Below are 22,009 nucleotides of genomic sequence, written 5' to 3'. Positions count from 1 at the left end.
AAAAAGAGGATACCGACACCAGGAAGGCAAAATAATGATCGGTTAATCCTCTTAGTATGGTTAGACGAGCGGGTTAACCTGTAAAGGGGCCCGTTCGTACATCGATATGGATAATGGTGAACTTTCTTCTAAGGTTAGGATGGCAGATAATGCATGGTACGGGGAATGCTTCCGCAAGGATTTAGCTCGCGCACGCATTTCTCGAATCCGTGTTGGATCTGTCATCATCCACGCAAATTGCATTTCAAGCTCCGCTTCTGTTGGTGCATATACGGCCATCCCCGTCTCAACAAGCTCTTGAACATTATCTTCCTCTTGCCCTGGCAGAGCTTTATACAGCAATAACGGCAGCTGCTGCATGAGTGCCTCACTGGTCGAGATCCCCCCTGGTTTCGTCATCATGAGATCTGAGCAGGCCATCCACTCATGAATCTGCTCCACATAACCAAGGACCGTAATCGATACTTCGCTATGATCGGCAACGCCCTGGAGCCGATGCCGCAGCTTCTCATTCGCACCGCAGATCACGACGAATTGTACGCGGTCTTTCCACTTTGGATTTTGCATCGAACGCAAGACGGCGTCCGGGATTAATCCCCAGCCTCCACCCATGAGCAGGACGGTTAATTTATTCGGATCCAATTGATATTTACGCCGAAGCTGTTCACGATCATACGTCTTATAGAACTTCGGGCGTACGGGAATTCCTGTGACCTCAATCGTCGAGCGGGCAATCCCTTGCTTCATCAAGGAACGCGCTACGCGCTCCGACCCAACCAAATACAAATCCGTTCCAGGGTTTAGCCAGAAGCTATGGTCCGTATAATCCGTAATGACCGTTGCGGTCTTACAGTTAATCCAACCGCGCATTTTGAGCTTGGATACCGCAACCGCTGCCGGCGGGAATGTGCTGACGATCACCGAAGGCTTCTTTTCTTCAATCAGTCTCAAGAGCGCACGCAGGCTTGATCCTCTAACACGCTTCGCCTCTTTGACCATAAAATTCTCATGCCGTGTCTTCTTATATAAGTAACCGTAAATGCTCGGGAATGTCCGTACCCATTGGGCATAACAGAATGCACCAACCTGATGCAAATGCGGTGAAGTAATCTCCATATAATCTACAATTTCTACTTCAATGTCGCTGCGAATTAACTGCGAAGCTTCTACAATGGATTTTGCTGTCTGCAAATGCCCGTGTCCCAGAGGACCGGATAGAACCAAAATTCGCGATGGCATCGCCGCGGCTTCATTTCGTATCATCTCAAGCTTCCTTCCTTTTTTAATACTTGATCCTAATAACATTGTAGTCCGTTATGAAAAGTTTCAACACTGACTTAAAGCGGTATTTCTTCCTAGACTTTGGTCGAGTTCGTCCCCCTTCCATAGTTAAGACGCCGTCAGTAGATCAAATCCCTGCGTTACAATCGTGAAGTTTACCAAGAAATGATATAATAACCGATATTAAGTACGAAAAAATCCATAAGAACAGGTGGCAAACCATATGAAATTAACGATCGTAAACGCCGTGATGGAGAAGCGTGAAGAAGGATACTTCGGGTCTGTTCAATTCACACTCGAACAACATGCGTCCCTATACGAAATTTCTTTACACAGCAAAAGAGGCATCGATTGGGACTACAGCTTGAATTTCGCCAAAGAATCTGGAAGTGAAGAGGAATTACTGGCAGCAGATAGCCTCATTGAGACGGATGATGATTTGTTCAATCAAATCTTAGATGCAGCGGAGGAAGCGCTAGCCAAAGAATAAGCGGTGCAGAACGTGCATGAGGAGGGGGAACTTGGGCATGATTATATCACTGAACAATGTATCATGGCGGCGTGACGCGACTATGATATTACGTGGTATGAACTGGGAAGTAGCGCATGGACAACATTGGTGTATCGTGGGCCTGAATGGTTCAGGCAAGACAACGATGCTCAATATCGTGAATGGCTATATCTGGCCAACCAGCGGTGAAGTCGAAGTATTGGACCATAAATTTGGCGAAGTAGACCTTCGAGAGCTTCGCAAACGCATTGGCTGGGTCAGTACGTCACTGCAGCAGAAGTTGTATGGTCATCAGACCGCACTTAACATTGTGCTCAGCGGTAAATTTGCAACCATCGGTCTGTATGACAAAACCGAAGAACAAGATTTGAAGCAAGCCGAGGAATTAATGGATTTCCTAGGCTGCTCCCTACTCGCTTCCCGTACATACGATACCTTATCCCAAGGACAGCGCCAGAAAATTCTGATCGCACGTGCATTGATGGCAAATCCAGACCTCTTGATATTAGACGAGCCATGTACAGGACTCGATATCTTCGCACGGGAACAGCTGCTGCAAATGATTGAGCGGATTACAGAGCAGCCCGGCGGACCTACACTGCTGTATGTTACGCACCATATTGAAGAAATTACTCCCTGCTTCACACATACGCTCCTCGTGAAAAATGGAGAGATCTACAAAGCTGATGAGACGACGAACTGTCTGCAGTCCGATGTATTGAGTGATTTCTTCGATACTCCAGTTGAAGTTCAAGAACATCATAGCCGCAAGTGGCTCACCCTTGCCGCTGATATTTAGGATACCTTGCCCGAACATCACTTATACGACAACAAAGCTGCCAAGCATTAGCATGGCAGCTTTGTGTATTTTCCAGAGATTCAACTGATTTGGCGGACAAAGTCCGTACACCACGTTCGTATCGCCTGATCGATTTCTTGCAATTGGTCCAGACTTGCGTGATCGATATGCACGCCGCAGGATACAACCACATTCGCCCCGCGTGCGACAGCAATTTGCTGTGCAACATACTTGGCGATCTCATCTTCCTTGTGCCCGAGCAATGTCAGTACGGATACCGAAGCACTCAAACGGCTCGAATCCGCTAGACTAGGACGAACTTGAGCAAGGGCGACCGCTCCGATATGTGGCTTGGTTCCCCCTGCAATCGTCACGCATAAATCCTCCCCTTGGGCAACAACGGAGAATGTAATCTCGCTGCCTACACAAGGAATAATCGATTGTTCAAACATCGAAATACGCTCCTTCAACCATTAACTGATGAGGCCATTTCGGTAATCGTATCATGCCAATGATCGATGATCAAATCGAGTTGGACTCTCGAAGTTTACGCGGCTGCAGATCATCCTTGCCCCGGAAGGAAGTGAACTGCGGAATCACAATCCCCACCATAATGAGTAGAATACCTGTCCACTGCAGTCCGGACACTTGCTCTTGCAGCACGAGGACGGAAACGATGACCGCTGCCGGTAGTTCAGCTGCGCCTAGAATGGTTCCAAGCCCCGGTCCAACCTTCGGCACGCCGATGGCGAAGAATATGACCGGAATAATGCTGCCTAAAAGCGCCTGTGGTACCGAATAGATCCATGCGCCTTGTGCGAGCGAACCGTCGAACAAGAAACTTGGTGTAAGAACGATGAACAGCACGATGACCGCACCACTAACCATAATGAAACTTTTCGATAATACCGGAACATTCGTCGCCACCTTACCGCTCACGAAGATATAGATTGCGAAGGTTAGCGCAGATAACAAGCCCATCGTAATGCCAAGCGGCGTATAGCTGCCGCCTGCTTGTTCCAATACGCCTCCTGCGAGTACCGTACCCAGAATCAACACGATAATGGAGATGATCTTACCTCGGCTCGGAAATTTACGTTCCCAGATGGCTTCGAGAATAACACCTATCCATGTAAATTGGAATAATAAGAGCACCGCAAGTGATGCTGGAAGCTGGGCTACAGCCACACTATAAAAAAGCCCCGTCAAACTCATTGGAATCCCTGCCAGCAGCAAGGCGCCCACTTGCTTAACTTGAACCTTTACCCTGGAGAATAGCAGCATAAGAATAAGCAGAATGCACCATCCAAAGAAATATTGCCCGCCTAGAATTTGCGGTACGGTAAACCCAGCACCGAGTCCGAGCTTAAGAATCGTGGACAACACCCCGTAACTGCATGCGCCAAGAAATACGAGCGTCGAATACTTGAATCGTTTCATCAAATGACCCCTCTCTGTATCAACAATGATGTCAATTTTTCTATGAAAACACGAACAAAAGCCCCTTGTTCAAATAACTGAACAAGGGGCGAATGAAACCAAAGCGGATCACGCTTTGTTAAAATTTCGCCTTCAACGACATGGATGTCCACGCGTGAATTTAAAAGCCATATGATGCTTGCTGTTGTTGTCTATTGTATGATGATTAACCCTTCAGGTCAATATGAAGGTATTGGTTAGCTGCCATTCGCCGCCGATTCATCCCATGCTTTCTGAAGGACGTCCCTGAAGACGTCCTGCGACTGCGCCCCTGATACCGCGTATCTGCGATTGAATACGAAGAACGGTACGCCTTGGACGCCCAAACGACTTCCTTCCTGTTCATCCGCGCGGACTTCATTAGCGAAATCATCGCTAGCCAGCACCGCTGAGGCCTCTTCACGATCTAATCCAACTTCTACAGCTAGAGTTAATAACGTCTCCATGTCACCCAACGACTTCGATTCGGTGAAATACGCAGCGAATAACCTCTCGGTCAATTGCTGCTGCAGTCCACGAGTTGCAGCGAAATGTGTCAAGCGATGTACCGTGAACGAATTTAATGGCTTCATTTCATCGAATACATACGTTAATCCCACTTCTGCAGCACGAGCAGCAACATCAGAATTCATCGCCTTTGCCTGTTCAATGGACATGCCGTATTTTGACGCGAGCATCTCATCAATCGTTTCCTTCGGCTCTACAGGTGCATTGGGATCAAGCTCGAAGCTCTTGAATACAATCTCAATGGCGTCTTGATGCGGGAATTGCTTGAGCGCTTCCTCAAATTGCCGTTTGCCCATATAGCAGAACGGACATTGATAATCTGACCATATTTCTACTTTCATATCGTCACACCAGCCTTATGTCATTTATATGTTATGTTGTACATACTACACTTCCTGGAGCACTGCTTCAACATTACTTCGGCGGCTCCACACCATGAATCCAATCCAAGCCACCGCAGCACACACGACGCCCATCGCATACATAGCCGATTCCCCGATATGCTCCTGAATCGCTCCACCGATTGAACCCCCGGCCAGTCCACCTAGACCGATGAATACCATACTCAGCAGTGCCTGTCCGGTAGCGGCAATCTGCTTCGGCAATGCCGTCGAGATATACTCAATGGAACCCGCCCAAATCACAACATACGTGAACATATGCGTAACCTGCAAGGCCACAATCGCCCACGGCTCGGTAATGAACATATACAACCCCCAACGGATCGCGTAAAAGAGGGCTGTTAAACCGAGCAATTGCTTCAATCGATCGCCTCGAATAATCTTCGCCATTACATAGAATCCAATGACCTCGCTCGCTCCAGCTACCGCCCATGCCCAGGAAATTTGACTTGAGTTGGCACCCAGATGTTCCATATGCAAGGACAAGAGCGTGTCATTCATCCGATGAGGGATAGCAACCAAGAAAATTAAGCCTAAGAAGATAAATAACGACGGATTCAACAGGGCCCGGCGCAGCATGGGCCGAGAAAGTCTAGTTTCGGAGTTCTCCTCAGACGCATGCTCTATCTTTGGTTCACGCATGATCAGGAAGATCACGAACACCCCGATCCAGATTGGCGCGAAAATCCAGACTAACGCATGAACGCCACCCCACGCATCGAACTGCCCGCCAACAATAATAAGCGTCAGCATAAAGCCGACTGAGCCCCATAATCGCAGTGAACTGTAGGTCTCATTCAATTGTTCCGCATTCTTCACCATTAAGGCATCAAGCAGCGATACCGCTGGCAAGAAGAATACATTGAGGGCCACGACCGCAACCGCAGCAACGGACTGTTCCCCCGTCGTAAATAAGAGCAGCGCACTGACGCCCATCAAGGTCCAAAGTGCAATAAGGATCGGACGAATCGCACCGATCTTATCGCTGATCATTCCTGCGAGCGGCTGTGCGAATATCGCAATAAAAGGCCCTATAGCAAGTAGGCTTCCCGTCTCCAAGGGACTAAATCCATGAGACTTCATCAGAAGCGGCAAATAGGGAATCAGAATCGCATTGGTTGAATAGAAGATCGCCTGTAAACATTTCAATAGTATTCTCAAAGATGCTTCCTCCCGCTTGACCATCTGTCGCACACTATCCTACCATAATGGTCTCCATTGTGCACAGGATGAATGTGTCAACGCTCGGTCGGGCGTGGGGCGCATTGACGTGACCATTAACTGCTTTTTTGCAGTTATTCGAGAAGCGGAGCGCGTTTGCTTGACCATTAACTGCTTTTTTTGCAGTTATTTCGGGCTTGGGGCGCATTGGCGTGACCATTAACTGCTTTTTTGCAGTTATTTCGAGCGCGGGGCGCGGGACCGTATGTCAGGTTGTCATTTGAAGAAAGCCCAGTATCGTAAAGATACTGGGCTCGTATACGTTGATATGATGCTGACTTGCTTCGAATACTACACCAAAGCTTCGATTTCCTTCACCATTTCAGAGACCGACGCAAGGCCGCCTCCGGACAAGACCAGTAATCAATCGCTTCTTGCGCAGAAGATTGACTGTTCTAAAGGACGTTGCTTAGAAGCGATAGACCCACAATCGCTCATGGCGATGGCGATCTTTGGTCTCTTGACTATAATTGCCGAGCATAAGTTGAAATTGCGTCTTATGTGCGCCAATCGCTTGTATTTTCAGATCAACGATATCGCTCACATCATTCACGAAATCCGGCTGTCCAAGTACCGCATAGCTTCCCGGTGTCATCGCAATACAGCGCGTAACCGGCCGCTTATCGGCAGGCAGCTTCGCAACGGCGCGAATCGTAATCGCCCCGCAGGCATCATGGTCTGGATGTACGCCATGCCCCGGATAGAACGTATAGATAAGATCAGGCTTTACTTCCTCAATCACTTCGCGGACACGGTCTGCAACAGCCTCTTGATCTTCAAATTCAACCATTTTATCATGCAAGCCGAACTCGCGGACATCTTGAATGCCAATGAGCTGGCAAGCTTCCTTCAGTTCCTGTCGACGAATCTTAGGGAGGGATACGCGTGTCGCAAAAGGTGGCTTGCCCATATTCCGCCCCATCTCGCCGAGCGTCAGACAAATGTAGGTAATCTTCGCGCCTTGCTGCGCATGCTCCATGAGTGTTCCACCAATAATCCCTTCATCATCGGGATGCGCCAGTACGACTAATATTTGCTTCGGATCCATGTGTTCAGTCCTCCTCATGGCTTGAGAATGGTTCTTGTGCGATTTGCAGCGCAACAACCAGCTTCCCATCGGGATCGTGGCCTGCGGCAATAAGACGCGATGTCTCTGTCTCATCCCAATGCGTAAGTCCTTGGGCGAAGACCCAGCCATGCGCTGTCTTAAGCCCTACACGATATGGTCCATCTCCTGCAATGAGGCCCTGGCTGTATGTCACGGTAGCATTGGTGATGAACGCTGTCGCAGCCAGCTTGGCTTCCCCGCGATGCGCGGCATAAGCACCTGTCGTCATTTCTAAATGGATATAGACTTCTTGCCCCTTCAATTGATCGAGCAATTGTTGAATACGGGCTGGTTCAATCGATTTCATCCGGCGTCCCCTCCTCATCTCTACCTCTGTAATATATACAAGTATAAACGACTTCGTCGTCCTTGTAAGGACGGGAAGCGTTTAAGCGAGAAATATAAGAACAGTTTATTTGTGAAACTTATAAATTCTTATATTTTGAAAAATCTTACTACGTCCTCGGGCGAACGCGGTTCGTCGGAACGGCAGCAGATGGATCATCCGGCCAATAGTGCTTCGGATAACGTCCTTTCAAATCTTTGCGCACTTCAAAATAGGCATCCCGCCAGAAGCTTGCCAGATCTCGCGTGACCTGAACCGGGCGCTGCGCAGGCGAGAGCAAATGCAGCGTAAGCGGAACGCGCCCGTGTGCAATACGCGGTGTATCGTGCAGCCCGAACATCTCTTGCAGACGTACGGCAAGGATTGGCGCCTCAGGGTTACGATAATCCACGGGAATGCGTGAGCCGCTAGGAACTGTAATATGCGTAGGTGCACAATCATCAAGCTCCCGGCGCTGTTCCCAGCTCAGCAGCGATTCCAGGATATGAACCATATTCAGCTGATTCAAATCCGATAACTTCTTCATGCCATAACAATGCGGTCCAAGCCATTCGGCAAGCGTCGAACCCAGCCCTTGATCCGTCGCATTCGGCCAGCTCTCCGGTTCATGGTCATGCATGAATTGCAACCGTTCGCGGAATTGCGTCGCGGCCTTCGACCAAGGGAGCACGCGCAATCCCTCCTGCTCCACCCCTTGGAGCAGCGCGCGAAGCACCTCATCCGGATCGGGATCCGGTAGCGGCGCTTCCTTCAAGCGGATTGCGCCAAAGCGCAATCGTCTCCGTGCGCGGACTGCCCGCGCATCCGCATCCCACGCGACGAGGCGCTCCTCTTCGATCTGGTCGGCGAAATGCCGTTCCAGATCCGAGAGCGAGAGTGGCGCCGCGAGCTGAATGCGGCTGTCCACGCCGTAATCAGCGAGCTCCGCCAGCGCAAGGTACGGCGCTTGCGACAGCGGCTCTGGCCCCGGTAGCATGGCGCCGCGCCCGGAGCGCAGCAGGTAGCGGCCATCCGGCCGTCGCTCGGCGATGCGGTCCGGGTAGGCGAAGGCGAGCAGCACGCCGCAATCGGCGAGCGCATCGCCCTCGGCGCGGTCCGCGGCGGCGCCCAGCTGCCGCTGCAGTGCGGCGGCTTCGGCGCGCACCCGGCGGCACGCGGCCGCATCGACCGCGAGCTGCGGCGGGGCCGCGCCGCGCAGCGCTTCGACGCGCAGGCGCATGTCGGCGCCGGGCGCTCGTGCGCCTGCGCCAGCCGCGCTAGCGCTTGCGCCGCCGCTGCGCGCGATGTCGCGCTCGCTCAGCAGCGCCGCGAGCTCGCACGCGAGCGTGGCGCGGCCGAGCTGCCCCGCGCAGCGCACCATGTGCGCGAGACGCGGGTGCAGCGGCAGCGCCGCGAGGCTGCGCCCGTGCGGGGTCGCGGCGCCCTCCGCGCCCAGCGCACCCAGCCAGCGCAGCAGCTCGTGCGCCTGCGCAAGAGCCGGCGCGGGCGGCGGGTCGAGCCAGCGCAGCGCCGCAGGGCTCGTGCCCCACACCGCCAGCTCGAGCACGAGCGGTGCCAGATCGGCTTCTAGCATCTCCGGCGTCGTACGTGCCGCTAGCTCACGATCTTCTGCTACCGTCCACAGGCGGTAGCAGACACCCGGCGCGACGCGCCCAGCCCGGCCGCGACGCTGATCCGTGGCAGCGCGGGAGACGCGCACGGTTTCGAGTCGCGACATGCCTGTTCGCGGCGAGAACCGCGGCACACGCATATACCCGCTATCGATCACGACGCGTACGCCCTCGACAGTCAGACTCGTCTCCGCAATCGAAGTTGAAAGTACGATTTTCCGCTCTCCCGATCCGCTTGGCAGCAGAGCCGCATCCTGTTCATCTTGCGTAAGTCCACCATACAACGGTGCAATTCGAACGCGGAACGACATGCTCCGCACCTGCTCCTCCAACCAACGCATCGTGCGATGGATCTCGCCCGCTCCAGGCAGGAAGACGAGAATATCGCCTTCATCCTGTCCCAAGGCGCGAATGACGGCTGCGCCAACCGCAGCTTCCATCGGAGCATCACTACGACGATCCGAATAGACGGTCTCCACAGGGAAGACACGCCCTTCGCTCGTAATAACAGGAGCATTCTCTAACAATGCCGCCACCGGCTCTGCATCGAGCGTCGCTGACATGACTAGAATTCGCAGATCCTCACGAAACACACTCTGCGCCTCTAATGCAAGTGCAAGCCCAAGATCCGCATGCAAACTCCGCTCATGGAACTCATCGAAGATGACAAGGCCTACGTCCGTTAGCATCGGATCCTCCTGCAGCATCCGCGTGAGAACCCCTTCGGTCACTACCTCGATACGCGTCTTCGGACCGACGCGCGTATCATGACGAACACGATACCCAACGGTCTCCCCGACTTGCTCCCCAAGTGACGATGCCATAAATCTTGCAGATGCTCTAGCCGCAATGCGTCGAGGTTCCAGCATAATAATCCGTCGATCTTCGAGCCAGTCTGCATCTCGCAGCGCAAGAGGCACCTGCGTCGTTTTACCGGCACCCGGTGCAGCAATCAACACCGCATTCTGATGTATTTCAAGTGATTCTCGCAATTGCGGAATCACCGCATGTATTGGCAAGCTAACCATATCCTTCACTCCCACAAACCCTTCCCATCCATTGTACACCTTCATAATCATCATAACATAGTTATTCAGTCAAATAGCCTTAGCCCAGGCCGTGGATTTTCGCAACCTGTCCGGTCTTCTCAACATTTCAAAGCATACATTAGAACAAGAGGAAAATTTGTTAAATGGGAGGGGTGCACCATGGCCGTTCTGAATGTTTCGTTGAAATTTATCCTGTCTATTATGCTGGTGTTTCTGGTAATCGCCTTTCTTCCAGCGTTCCTCATTACAGATGATATCGGCATCGTCCAATCATTACTCGACATCATCTTTCATGAATGACAACAAACGCCTCCGTGTCTACGATAGACATCGAAGGCGTTTCTTTTGTTAATTCTCTGCTGCTTTCCACGCAGCGACATAGGATTCGAACGTCTGACGGACCATCTGACCGATATGCAGGTAGGCTTCATCATTTAGATTGGCGAGGGAGAAACGAACGGACCATTCCGGCCCTCGGAACCCACCGCCATTCAAGAGCACAATCGAATGCTCCTCCGCAAGCCGGAAGAGTAGATCGAGCGAAGAATAGTTCTGTATTAAGTAATTGGCAAAAGATTGCCCGTACTTCCGCTGCGCCCATTCCATCAAATCGAGCTCGAAATAATACGCTGCATCATGCGGATCTTCCCGCAGCTCCACGCCAAGCCCTTCGAATAACAGCCTCTGTCTTCTTCGACAGATATCCATCGTCTGCCTCTTATAGACGTCTTCTCGATCCAGCAAGGAAAAAATCGAGAAGAGCGCCATTTGCACCTGCTGCGGGGTGGATAATCCTGCCGTATGATTCAGTGCGACGGCACGGCTGTCGGCGACCATTCGATCGATGAATCGCACTTCTTCCGGGTGCTCCGTTAAGGCGCCATAACGAACCGCGAGCCGATCAGTTTCAACCTTTGGCAGGTTTTTTAATTTCTCATCAAAAATATTATGTTCATGAACCGCTACTACTCCAAGCCGCCAACCCGTTACGCCAAAATACTTTGAGAACGAATAGACGCCGACCGTATTATAAGGCATTTCCGTCATTAATGAACGGAACTCCTTCACAAAGGTACAATACACATCATCCGAAATAATCATCAATTCCGGATTGTGCTCCGAGACGATTTCTTTCAGCTCACGGACCGTTTCTGGACGAATCGCGACGGACGGCGGATTGCTCGGATTCACAATGAACAGTGCTTTGATCGTCTTATCTTTCAGCTTCTCGAGCTCAGAAGTCGGGTATTGCCAGGTATGCGATCCATCCTCCCGCAGCTCAGACGCATGGATCTCGACAGTATCGAAATGATATCTCGGCAAATGCGGAACCTCCAAATACGGCGTAAAGATCGGAACCATAATCGCAATCCGATCCCCAGGATGAAGCAGCGCATTCGCAACTAACGTATCGAAAAGATAACACATCGCTGCCGTCGCCCCTTCGACGGCAAAAAGATCAAATTTGCCGATGTCCTTATCCCCATATACTTCTTGAATAATATAGTCGTTGACGATTTCCTCCATATGACGCAGCATCCGGTCGGGAACGGGATAATTATCGCCGATAATGCCATCTACAAGCTCATGCACCCAGGCATCGGGATCAAACCCTTGCGTCACAATCCCGAATTCGACGGCTTTCCGTAAGAAATCCATGCCTGGATAATCAGGATGCTGATCGGCATAGGCCATGAACCGATTATAAATCCCCGGCTTCTTCGCCATCCCTGCCAAGTCGCCATCCTCCCAAGTCATCTTCGCTTCCGTCACCGCATAATGCCCTAATGTAAAAAAAGCATCCCGCGGCGTGCTGGCGATCCAGTTCGGATTACCCCGGCCTGCATTTAACATGATCTTCGTACTCTTACGTGAACCCTCTTCTGCAAAGCTAATTAATTTATCCTTCAGCTCAAAAGGACTGAGCTTGCCGTATCGCTCCTCAATCTCGCGACGCTGCATATTATCGGTCATATCAAGTATCTCTCCTTTTCTCGTTGTCGGACCCTCTTCTTGTCTTTCTTCGTGATCATATATCTAGAGTAGGGCTACGATAATGGCGCCCCAAATGGTGAGCAGGATATTCCCGATGGCATACGTCACCGTATAACCTAGAACCGGGACTTGGCTCTTCGCGACTTCTGTGATCGCACCGATTGCAGCCGTAGTTGTCTGCGCCCCTGCGCAGGCGCCAAGCGTAATCGCCGGATGGAACTTGAAGAAATATTTGCCGATCAGCAGTCCGACGAGCAGCGGAATTAACGTCACGAAGATACCTGCTATGAACATACTGAGCCCTGACTGCTTAATGCCGGAGACGAACCCGGGCCCCGCCGAGATACCGACGACCGCAACGAAGGTCGTTAAACCGACATTGTTGAAGACCCAGACGGCCCCTTCAGGAATGCGCCCGAAGGTCGGGTGCAAGGATCGCAGCCAGCCGAAGATGAGCCCCATAATGAGCGCACCACCACTCGTCGTCAGACTGATCGGAATCCCTGCGATATGTGCCGTTGGAATACCAATCAGACCTCCGAGCAGCACGCCGAATCCGACGAAGATCATGTCGGTCTCGCTTGATTTATGCGCAGCATAACCGATACGTTTGGCAACCGCCTCCACCGCCGACTGAGGACCAACGATCACGAGCACATCCCCGCGATGCAGCTTCGTATGGCGCAGCGGAAGCTCTTCACCCTGCCGTTTCAGCGCGGAGACATAGACGCCGCGGGATAACATCTTGAAGCTCACGTCATGGGTCGTCATACCGATAACGGCTTTGCTCGTCACCACGACCTCCAATGTTTCAATCGGAAAGTCAAACAACTCTTCATCGAACATTTCTTCTCCTATGACGTCATCCACGAATAGATCCATATTGCGCTTGGTCATCCCAATCACGACAATATCGCCCGCTTCCAGCACCATGTTCGGCGTCGCATCGATCATCCCTAATTTGGTCTTGATTCGAAGAATGAAAATCCGCTTGTCCTTTCCTTTGAATCGCTGCTCTATATCACCGACGGTCTGCCCAATATAATGCTCGTTCTCTACAACATAGGCACGATAGACATTGAAGCGGTAGCCCGAGCTAATCTCTGGATTTTCCTCTGTCACGCCAACCTCTTCTTCAAGCTGCTTGCATGCTTCGACAAGGTTAATCCCTAGAATTTTGGGACCCATGGCAGACAAGAACCAAGCCGCCCCAGCGGTTCCAAATATGTATGTAATCGCATAACCGACGACGACGAAGCTGATCATCGATTTCTGTTCTGCTGCAGCAAGCTTTAATCCATTGATCGCATCCGAGGCGACCCCAATGACCGCCGATTGGGTTAGGGAGCCTGCGAGCAAGCCTGCGCCTTGACCTGGGTTATAGCCCAAGATTCGTGCAGCAACATAAGCGGCTGCCAGTCCCGTAACACAGACAATGACGGCGAATAGCACCTGCGGCAGCCCATCCTTCTTCAACCCATGAACGAATTGTGGACCGACACGGTACCCCATCGCGAACAGGAAGAGGAGGAAGAAAATCGATTTGACCGTCGGTGAGATCGTAATGTCCAATTGACCGATGAGCACACCTGTCAGCAGAACCCCTGTCACCGCTCCAACACGGAAAGAACCAATCTTAATTCGGCCAACAGCATATCCAACGCCTAGGGTCAGAAACACAGCCAGCTCCGGATACTTCTGAAACAAATCATGCACCCATTGCATTCCAATCCGCCTTTCACTGCCTAATTTGACAACATTTTCTCTTAGCGTTTCCTACTCTACAACGCATCATGCAAGAAGAATCAACACAAATGAGTTGACACATACATAGTTAGGCGCCATACTATATGTATGGCCAATAACAATAAAGAATCAGCTGACATGAATCTTATTCCCTCGCTTGCACAAACGCAGCGCCAGGTTGAACGCTACGATCTAGACGTAGATGCACAAGCCGTGCTCGTCGCAGCCCGATTGATGGCAGCAGGAGCCAAGCTTGGGCATGCCGCAGAAATCCATTTCTCCAGATTCGGATTATCGACAGGGCGATATCGATTGCTAGCAGATCTTGAAGATAACGATGGAGAAGAGCTGCCCTCACAGCTCGCGGAAAATCTAGGCGTCACACGCGCTACCGTCACAGGCTTAATCGAGATTCTAGAACGGGATGGACTTGTATCTCGTCGTACGAGCTCTGTTGATGGCCGTCAGAAGTCGGTCGTCTTAACAGAGGAAGGAGCGAAGAAGCTGCGTGATATGGCTTCGGAGCATTACGCTAGACTCGAAGCTATGGTCGGCTTACTAAGCATCGAAGAGCGAACCGTGTTTCTCGATCTGCTAGGACGTGTTACGCAAGGAATCTCGGCGCTTACGGACGAATCACTTTGAATCAACAGAACCCAGACCATAGGAGCACATCCCAGAAAGGAAAAAAGGGCTAGGTTAGCTAGCCCCTTTTAACCGTCATATAGTTAGGCTCCTAATTATATAAAGCAATGCAGTTCAATCTAAACAAGAAAGGAGTAATAACATGCGCAACATGAATTTCCCACATCAATCAGAAGAGGTTTATGGGATTCGAGCCACCCGTTCTCGCAGGAAGCCTTTCGTGCTGTGGCGCGAATTGATTCCGGCCTATCTGGCCCCTGCTATCATGGCAGGCATTGGGGGACTCGTCACGGCCGACAAGGTGCTGCAAATACGAGCTTTAACGACGATTGGAGGGACATCCTTGCTGGTAGCTTTAATAGTCGGCCTCTGGCTGAATAGCCGTGGGAGCCGTAAACGATGGGTTGTGGGTGCACCACGTGTGGTTGTTGTAGGGGCGTTTGCACTTGCAGGTGCATTGTTCGGTCTATTCGCGGCGTGGGGGACTCCGATTCTGCTGGACCTTATCAATCCGAATCATCATTGGGTTTGGTTCGATCAAATCGGTTTTGATTTTCCGCTGTCAGGGGCGATTGCCTGCACAACCATGAGTTGGCGGTGGCGAGCTTCACTCACCAAATAAATTCATTTAGAGGAGAGATTTAAAGATGATCGCTATTATTGGAGCAACAGGTACAATTGGAAATGCACTTTTGAGACGTTTGATGGAGATTGGCGTGCCAGTCCGGGCACTGACTAGGGAGCCTGATAAACTTCGTCAACAAATGGGGGATTTAGGGTTGTCTAAGGTTGAGATCTGCGCTGCGGATGCGAATGATCCCGAATCGATGCGCCGTGCATTAGAAGGAGCCAGCCAACTATTCCTTGCTTTGTCGAACAGTCCAAGACAAGTCGAATTAGAAACATCGATCATTCAGATCGCTGCTCAAGAAGGGATCGAACATATCGTCAAAATATCCAGTCCAGCTTATGAGAAGAGTTCTCCTGTCGCTGTGGCGGGCTGGCATGCCGAAATCGAGCAAGCTTTGGTTGCATCCGGCGTGATCTATACGGTGCTGCGTCCCTATGCGTTTATGCAAAATCTACTGCGACTCGCACCAACCATTACAACCCAAGATGTCTTCTTCGGCTGTATCGGGAATTCGCCCTGCAACTTCATTGACTGCCGAGATATTGCTGATGTTGCCGCAGTGGCACTGACCAATCAAAAGGCAGCTTGCGGCATCTATACACTGACAGGGTCAGAAACATTCACTTACTCACAGATCGCAAATAAACTGTCTACCCTGCTCAATCGGCCGATCCGATTCATCAACCTGAAGCCTGAGGCGCTGCGAAGCGATTTGATCGTACATGGACACATGCCGCCTTGGCTCGCAGAACACGTTGTGGAAATTCAAACGATGTCTACCGTTGTACCGGAGAAGCCTACGAATACCGTACAAAGTCTGCTTGGCAAAGAACCGCGTACGTTAGATGCTTTTCTACAGGAGAATAGAAATAGTTTTCAGGCAAGACGTTAACTAAACAGTATATTGAAGATATGATCTTGAAAAATCCCCCTAACCCGTATTCGTTCAAGGTTAGGGGGATTTCATATCCTATGAATTGGTCTATCCTTTTACCCGAGGTGCTTTGAGATACCCTTGCTCCCCGTAGGGTTGCAGCTTCTCAGCCCACAATTCCTCTAGCACTTTAATCTCCGACTCATATTCCTTTAGCTCCTCCTCCGTGGAATACGTCTCAACAGAGGGCTTGAGCTGCTCGATCACCTCGAACGTAAAGGCTGCCTCCCCATATTGATTCCAATCTTGCTGCAGAGCCTTGTTCATATGCGACCCCATCTTTAACTGAAACGTGTGCCGATTCCAGATCGTGTCGAGATACATACTGCTACCGAGTAGAATTTTGCCATTTTCCTTATTTTGAATTTGATACACGCCCATTGGACGCAGCGTCTGTCCTATTTGCTTCGCAAGTTGTTTGCGTGTTTGTTTCTCTGTCATGTTCAACCTTCCTTCCAGCTTTATTGAACCTTCACCCAATAGGAGCTCCCATCTTCAAGACGATCCAAGAAGCTATATTCGATAAGGTATCTGCGGAGCGTAACGAAGTCGTCACTTGCTGTCTTCAGCACTTCATTCACTTCGTGCTCCGTATATTTGCGATTCCGTTCGAACCGCTGCATGAGATGCATTAGAATCGACATCTTACGTTTTTCCTTACGCGGGAATTCCGTGAGTTTGCCATCTGTACCGTCTGGAAAATACTTATTAATGATAGACTCATGTTCTTGCTCCGTAATGGCATACCGCTCATCCAGACTCGTCGCCGTGCGCGGCACAGCCATGAATTTGGGCCGCTCTGCGCCGCCCTTCGCCTCCGCCATCTCCATAATCGCGAGGAAGATCCGTGCTTGCTTCATCTTCTCCCGCATCGAGAAGCGGTGGTTCCGAATCGTCGAGGCACTACCGCCCTGCTCTTTGACGATTTCATTATCGTTCATGCCGTCGTAGAAGCGCTGTACCAAATCTTTCTGAAGATCGGTAAGTCCCGTCAGCTTCTTATCCATGCCGATCAAGACGTCGAACATGGAATCATGCTGCCGCGCAACATGCACTTGAGCAAATTTCTTCGCTTCATACATGACACCTTCATCGGTATAGATAATTCCGGTGGTGAATGCTTCACCACATACAAGACATATATATTGATCCTGAGCTGCATCATAGACATAACCTTGCTTCAATTGTTCAACAGTAGCGCTCCAGAACAATTCATTCACTTCACTCACATAAACACATCCTAATAACGTTTGTAATTTATATAGATATGATAACAAAATGTTTATAATATATCAATGTCCGATATGAGAAAACCTCTTTCGTGGTATCTCCCAGGCCTCCACAGACCGGGTTCCATCTATTCTACAAACGGAAACAACAGCTTCTGATTTTCGCTCGAATACATATTTTCCTTGGTAATCACCTTCGAGCCCGTATCGATTCGCGGACTCACACGTTTCCCATCGATAGCCTCAACCGCCGTCTTTACGGCAGAATACCCCATGTTGAAAGGCTTCTGAATGACCGTCGCCAGCAGTACGCCGTCCTCTAGCATCCGAATCTCACCCATCGAGCTATCGATGCCGACAGCAACGACCTGCGATTGCATCTTCAGATCTTGAATCGCCTTGCCAATGCCGTACGTGGTCGGCTCGTTCAATCCGATAATCGCCTTCAGGTTCGGCTTCGTCTTGAGCAGCGATTTCGCAATATCATAAGAGGTCTGAACGGATCCATTGCTGTAGTACGGGCCGAGCAGGGTGTAGTTCCCATATCGGTGCAGAATCTCCAGCGCCCCGCTCTCTCGCTCCATTGCCGTAGCCGATTCCTTGACGAAGTTGATTACGGCAATCTCCGCATGCGAATCTACATGCGTATGCAAGATTTCTGCGGTCCGCCGGCCCGCATTCATGTTATCCGTTCCGATGAAGCTCTTCGAGATCCCGCCATTGAGACCTGAGTCGACCGTAATGAGCGTAATGCCAGCAGCCACAATTTCCTTCGCAACGGGGACGATTCGATTGTAGTCTGTCGCAGCCAAAATAATAGCTTTCGGCTTCTTCTTGATCGCTTCTTGCAGCAGCGCAATCTGTTCATCCACATCCACTTCCGCTCTCGTCCCCATCACTTCGACCTCAGCATCAAATTCCTTCGCGGCGCTAGCCACACCTTGGCGCATCACCTGCCAGAATTCAATCGTCGGGTCGATTGTCTTCGGTACATAAATAATCGTCTTCTTCCCTGAGCTAAGTTCATGCGATACGATGCTGTAGCCAGCCCAGCATATCGCGATAACTCCGAGGAGCACAACCAAGATGAGCCTGATGCGTGTCCATCCCCTTCTCATGCACCACCCTCCAATCGCAGCAGGGGAATCCGTAAAGTTACAATCATCCCCTCTTCCAGTTCACTCTCGAACCTGAGCCCGTAAGCTGCTCCAAAGTTCAACTTGACCCGGTGATCCACATTTACAACCCCAACACCATTTCCGCTCTTCCTCGCCACTTTACGTTCCAGTAATGTTCCAGCTTGCTCGGAATCCATCCCAATCCCGTCATCGATCACTTGCAATTCGATGTCGTCATCTACTCTTTTACCAGTGATTCGGATGTGTCCTGTCTCTGGCTTATGCTTCATCCCATGATAAATCGCATTCTCAACAATCGGCTGAAGCACGAGCTTCAGAATCTGGCAGTTGCCAATGTCCTCGTCGACATCAATCGAATAGGTGAACTTTTTGCGATACCTCATCTTCTGAATGGTCAAATAATTATGTATATGCTCCAGCTCGACGGAGATCGGAATAAGTTCATCCCCCTTGCTGATCGTCGAGCGAAGCAGCTTGGACAATGCCGAAGTCATATCCACGACTTCCTCCATCTTGCCCATCTCGGCCATCCAAATGATCGAATCCAATGTGTTATACAGGAAATGCGGCTGTATTTGGGCTTGAAGTGCTTTCAGTTCACTCACCCGCTTCATTTCCTGCTCCTCAACAACCTGGTTCATCAGCTCTTTGATCTTACTGATCATAATATTGAAGGTTCGGGCCAGCTTGCCAATCTCGTTCGTGTTATCAATCTCGACCCGAATATCGAAATCTCCTCGTTCTGCGAGCTTCATATTCATTTCAAGCTTCTTCAGTGGCTTCGTGAGAGCATAGGAGAGCAGAATGGAGATGGCGAGTGCCGCAATGAGACAGAGGATTCCCCATAATGCCGAAGTAAACTGAATTTGCCGCTTGTTCCCGACGAGCTCGTCCGGATAAGTGACACTGACAATTTTCCAACCAAAACTCGTCGTATCTACGGTATAGATTTTCTTGTCACTCCCCTCCCCCAACGTCAACGAGCCATTCCACGTCTGTAATACCTTATCCAGCTGTTCCGATTTGAGCTGCGAATAGACGAGCTGCTGCTGTGGATGATAGACGAGATCGCCCGTCGGATCCACGATAAATACATACCCGCGCTTCCCGAGTTCGATCTGCTTACAGAGGTTATTAATCAGCTTGTAATTCAGATCGACAAGCAATACACCGCCGATCGTGTCATCTGTAGCAGGCAGTTCTCTGCTAATCGATACAACCCATCGATACTCATCACGAAAAATACGCTGCACATGTGATGAAGAGATATAGGCCTGATCTGTCCCAATGACCTTTTTATACCAGTCCTGCTCCTTGATCTGTGCAATCGAATTGAAATTGGCATGCTCGCGGTTCGATACGATCTCATCGCCTCGGTCGCTAATAAACAGGATCGAAGAAATATCATCTCTGGAGGTGACAATCGAATTGAAATACTGGCTCACCTGTTTCTTCATTAGAGGCTTCACGAAGGCAGGCTCGTTCTGCTTCAGATACCGCTGCAAATCATTGCTTCGCATCGCCAGCGCAGCGATACTCTCCATATTGCTGATGTAGGTTTGAATATTCACTTTGACTTGTTCAATAAGCTGAGAGGTGTATTCTAAGGAGTTATGGGTCACGGCGTCTGAGGAGAGCTTGTAGGTGCTATAGCTGAGGAGTGCCGTGGTACATAAAATGAGGCAGGAGAATGCAATGGCAATATGCGTGTGAATGCTGTGGTGCCTGAGCGGATTCCAGCCGTTCATACGACGCCGCTCCCTTTGTTCGTCTGTCTGAATTCCTTCGGCGTCATTCCCATATTCCGCTTGAAAATAACGCTAAAGTATTGCGGATCGCCGTACCCGACGCGGGCTGCGATTTCGTAGGTTTTCAAGTTGGTAATGGTGAGCAATTCTTTGGCTTTCTCAAGCCGCACACGGGTCAGATACTCCACAAAGGTCTCGCCGGTATGCTGTTTAAAGGTAGCGCTGAAGTAGCTGATACTCATGAAGATATGATTGCATAATTGATTGAGCGAGAAATTCTCATCCCCATACTGCTCTCGAATATAGGCTTCGGCCAACTGCATCTGGGAGCTCGCCATCGTAGAACGCTGCTCAGATAACTGCTGAATCATGTTGTGGCACAGTTCTTCCAGATAAGCCCGTGCCTCGTCGAGCGTACGGAAATGTTTCACTTGCGCGAAAGGATCGCCCTGCAGCATCGTCGATAACTCGAATCCGATGTCTGCCACGAAGTTCATAAGGGAGACCAGCAGCTGATAAATCGTGCTCCGGCATTGATCTATCGGACAGGAGAAGCTCTTCAGTTCATCGAACCAATCACGAAGCACCCCAGAGACAGCGTGACTCTTACCCGTTTTCATCGCTGCGAGCATATTTTTCTCCCAAGCTGTATACCTTGTGTGATCCCATCCATTTCCATATTCGAGATCCTGAATCGAGATCACCTTATCCTTGCCGAGCAAGAAACGGTAATCAAGCGATGATAGCGCTTCCTGAAATGATTTTGAAACTTCAGCGAGATCTGTACATTTACGCCCGATCCCAATCGTGAGCGTCAGCTTCAAGTACCGTTCAATACTGCTGCGGACTTGCTCTGACCAGAGCTGTGCTTTCACTTCCAACTCTTCAAGAGGGCCAGACAGGATGGCTGCAATTTTATCATCCCGTGTCTGAAAGACGACCCCGCCATATTCTTGCTCGAGCTGTTCTTGCATGATATTAAATGCCGCGAACCGCAGCAGCGCATCATCGCCTTTGTTATCGCTCACCTTCGTATCTAGTTCACCTACCAATGCGATATAGGTCGGACCGGGCAAGGTAATCTGAAAATGCTGAAGCTTCGGCTCGAACACCTCCCGCTTCATCCGGGATGCCGTAAGACTCTCCAAGAACCGTTCCCGCAGCAGCGGAAAGCTCTGATTCAATTGGATTCGTAGTGCGCTCAGGTCTTCTCGCTGCTTACATTCAATATCAAGCTCCTGCTTCATCTTACCTAGAAATTCATTGAATTCCTTCGAATTAATCGGCTTGAGCAAATAGTCATTCACTTTTAGCTGAAGGGCCTGCTTCGCATAGTCGAAATCTTCATAGCCGGTGACAATCACGACTTTGACATCTCGATAACGCTCGAACACCTCGCGCGTCAGCTCCAGACCATCCATAAATGGCATGCAAATGTCCGTAATAATGACATCCGGTCTTTGCAGCTCAATCGCCGCAAGTGCGTCTCTTCCATTATCATAATCACCGATGAATTCAAATCCGCAAGCCTGCCAATCGGTCTTTCGCTTAATGCCTTCGCGAACTTCATCTTCATCGTCCACCAAGATGATTCGATACATGACGTGCCCCCTCTGCTCTCGGATTGGTC

Annotated in this window: 21 protein-coding genes; 6 read left to right on the top strand and 15 right to left on the bottom strand. The window is 50.4% G+C overall.

Translation table 11 applies throughout. The annotated features are described in order from the left end of the window. Nucleotides 1-60: 60 nt before the first annotated feature. The gene (locus tag ACFQZR_RS07240) at nt 61-1,263 is read right to left on the bottom strand and encodes an MGDG synthase family glycosyltransferase (RefSeq protein ID WP_379344351.1); all 1,203 of its coding nucleotides are present in this window, start codon (nt 1,261-1,263) and stop codon (nt 61-63) included. A 241-nt stretch (nt 1,264-1,504) separates the two neighbouring features. Here ACFQZR_RS07240 and ACFQZR_RS07235 point away from each other — a divergent pair, with 241 nt between their 5' ends. Further along, nucleotides 1,505-1,771 (top strand): hypothetical protein, encoded by a 267-nt coding sequence (locus ACFQZR_RS07235; protein ID WP_379344349.1) that lies wholly within the window; start codon nt 1,505-1,507, stop codon nt 1,769-1,771. Between the two features lie 37 nt (nt 1,772-1,808). Then, entirely contained in the window at nt 1,809-2,591 is a 783-nt protein-coding gene (locus ACFQZR_RS07230; protein ID WP_379344347.1) for an ABC transporter ATP-binding protein, read from the top strand. A gap of 80 nt (nt 2,592-2,671) precedes the next feature. Here ACFQZR_RS07230 and lpdD read toward each other — a convergent pair whose 3' ends face one another. From lpdD to hrpB, 7 genes are all read right to left on the bottom strand, one after another. Further along, on the bottom strand, nt 2,672-3,043 hold the full coding sequence (lpdD, locus tag ACFQZR_RS07225; protein WP_379344345.1) for a prenylated flavin chaperone LpdD: 372 nt from the start codon (nt 3,041-3,043) through the stop codon (nt 2,672-2,674). A gap of 70 nt (nt 3,044-3,113) precedes the next feature. Next, nucleotides 3,114-4,031: an EamA family transporter gene (locus tag ACFQZR_RS07220; RefSeq protein WP_379344343.1), complete on the bottom strand. Its 918-nt coding sequence runs from the start codon at nt 4,029-4,031 to the stop codon at nt 3,114-3,116. 236 nt (nt 4,032-4,267) lie between these two features. Beyond that, the gene (locus ACFQZR_RS07215; RefSeq protein ID WP_379344341.1) at nt 4,268-4,918 is read right to left on the bottom strand and encodes a DsbA family oxidoreductase; all 651 of its coding nucleotides are present in this window, start codon (nt 4,916-4,918) and stop codon (nt 4,268-4,270) included. A gap of 45 nt (nt 4,919-4,963) precedes the next feature. Continuing rightward, on the bottom strand, nt 4,964-6,139 hold the full coding sequence (locus tag ACFQZR_RS07210; protein WP_379344339.1) for an MFS transporter: 1,176 nt from the start codon (nt 6,137-6,139) through the stop codon (nt 4,964-4,966). A gap of 469 nt (nt 6,140-6,608) precedes the next feature. After that, the gene (gene bshB2, locus ACFQZR_RS07205; RefSeq protein ID WP_379344337.1) at nt 6,609-7,247 is read right to left on the bottom strand and encodes a bacillithiol biosynthesis deacetylase BshB2; all 639 of its coding nucleotides are present in this window, start codon (nt 7,245-7,247) and stop codon (nt 6,609-6,611) included. 4 nt (nt 7,248-7,251) lie between these two features. Next, nucleotides 7,252-7,614, bottom strand: coding sequence for a YojF family protein (locus ACFQZR_RS07200; RefSeq protein WP_018754610.1), 363 nt, complete (start codon nt 7,612-7,614; stop codon nt 7,252-7,254). A 148-nt stretch (nt 7,615-7,762) separates the two neighbouring features. Then, complete coding sequence (gene hrpB, locus ACFQZR_RS07195) at nt 7,763-10,291, bottom strand: ATP-dependent helicase HrpB (protein WP_379344926.1); 2,529 nt, start codon at nt 10,289-10,291, stop codon at nt 7,763-7,765. 180 nt (nt 10,292-10,471) lie between these two features. Between hrpB and ACFQZR_RS07190 the strand changes: the two genes are divergently transcribed. Beyond that, nucleotides 10,472-10,612, top strand: a complete 141-nt coding sequence (locus ACFQZR_RS07190; RefSeq protein ID WP_018754608.1) for a hypothetical protein — start codon at nt 10,472-10,474, stop codon at nt 10,610-10,612. Between the two features lie 48 nt (nt 10,613-10,660). Here the strand turns inward: ACFQZR_RS07190 and aspD are convergent, their stop codons facing one another. Then, nucleotides 10,661-12,286 (bottom strand): aspartate 4-decarboxylase, encoded by a 1,626-nt coding sequence (gene aspD / locus ACFQZR_RS07185; RefSeq protein ID WP_379344334.1) that lies wholly within the window; start codon nt 12,284-12,286, stop codon nt 10,661-10,663. Nucleotides 12,287-12,349: 63 nt separating this feature from the next. Continuing rightward, complete coding sequence (aspT, locus tag ACFQZR_RS07180) at nt 12,350-14,032, bottom strand: aspartate-alanine antiporter (RefSeq protein WP_379344332.1); 1,683 nt, start codon at nt 14,030-14,032, stop codon at nt 12,350-12,352. 129 nt (nt 14,033-14,161) lie between these two features. Between aspT and ACFQZR_RS07175 the strand changes: the two genes are divergently transcribed. The 3 genes from ACFQZR_RS07175 (at nt 14,162) to ACFQZR_RS07165 (ending at nt 16,221) form a co-directional block, all read left to right on the top strand. Then, the gene (locus ACFQZR_RS07175; protein ID WP_018754605.1) at nt 14,162-14,698 is read left to right on the top strand and encodes a MarR family winged helix-turn-helix transcriptional regulator; all 537 of its coding nucleotides are present in this window, start codon (nt 14,162-14,164) and stop codon (nt 14,696-14,698) included. Between the two features lie 142 nt (nt 14,699-14,840). Continuing rightward, complete coding sequence (locus ACFQZR_RS07170) at nt 14,841-15,320, top strand: hypothetical protein (RefSeq protein ID WP_379344329.1); 480 nt, start codon at nt 14,841-14,843, stop codon at nt 15,318-15,320. Between the two features lie 25 nt (nt 15,321-15,345). Next, nucleotides 15,346-16,221, top strand: a complete 876-nt coding sequence (locus tag ACFQZR_RS07165; protein ID WP_379344327.1) for an SDR family oxidoreductase — start codon at nt 15,346-15,348, stop codon at nt 16,219-16,221. A 90-nt stretch (nt 16,222-16,311) separates the two neighbouring features. Here the strand turns inward: ACFQZR_RS07165 and ACFQZR_RS07160 are convergent, their stop codons facing one another. The 5 genes from ACFQZR_RS07160 to ACFQZR_RS07140 all read right to left on the bottom strand — a co-directional run bounded on the left by ACFQZR_RS07160 (nt 16,312) and on the right by ACFQZR_RS07140 (nt 21,980). Then, nucleotides 16,312-16,704, bottom strand: coding sequence for a GIY-YIG nuclease family protein (locus tag ACFQZR_RS07160; protein ID WP_314591907.1), 393 nt, complete (start codon nt 16,702-16,704; stop codon nt 16,312-16,314). A 20-nt stretch (nt 16,705-16,724) separates the two neighbouring features. Next, the gene (locus tag ACFQZR_RS07155) at nt 16,725-17,492 is read right to left on the bottom strand and encodes a DUF2087 domain-containing protein (protein ID WP_379344325.1); all 768 of its coding nucleotides are present in this window, start codon (nt 17,490-17,492) and stop codon (nt 16,725-16,727) included. Between the two features lie 128 nt (nt 17,493-17,620). Beyond that, on the bottom strand, nt 17,621-18,610 hold the full coding sequence (locus ACFQZR_RS07150; protein WP_379344323.1) for a substrate-binding domain-containing protein: 990 nt from the start codon (nt 18,608-18,610) through the stop codon (nt 17,621-17,623). Continuing rightward, nucleotides 18,607-20,379 carry a cache domain-containing protein gene (locus ACFQZR_RS07145; RefSeq protein WP_379344321.1) on the bottom strand — a complete coding sequence of 591 codons (1,773 nt, stop codon included), beginning with the start codon at nt 20,377-20,379 and terminating at the stop codon, nt 18,607-18,609. Before ACFQZR_RS07145 ends, ACFQZR_RS07150 begins: the two co-directional genes overlap by 4 nt. Further along, nucleotides 20,376-21,980 (bottom strand): response regulator, encoded by a 1,605-nt coding sequence (locus ACFQZR_RS07140; RefSeq protein ID WP_379344318.1) that lies wholly within the window; start codon nt 21,978-21,980, stop codon nt 20,376-20,378. Before ACFQZR_RS07140 ends, ACFQZR_RS07145 begins: the two co-directional genes overlap by 4 nt. Nucleotides 21,981-22,009: the final 29 nt, after the last annotated feature.

Source organism: Paenibacillus sp. GCM10027629, from assembly GCF_042676425.1.
Lineage (GTDB): Bacteria > Bacillota > Bacilli > Paenibacillales > Paenibacillaceae > Paenibacillus_K > Paenibacillus_K terrigena.
The sequence above is the reverse complement of the archived record's forward strand: the minus strand, read 5'-3'. Positions and strand labels throughout refer to the sequence as shown.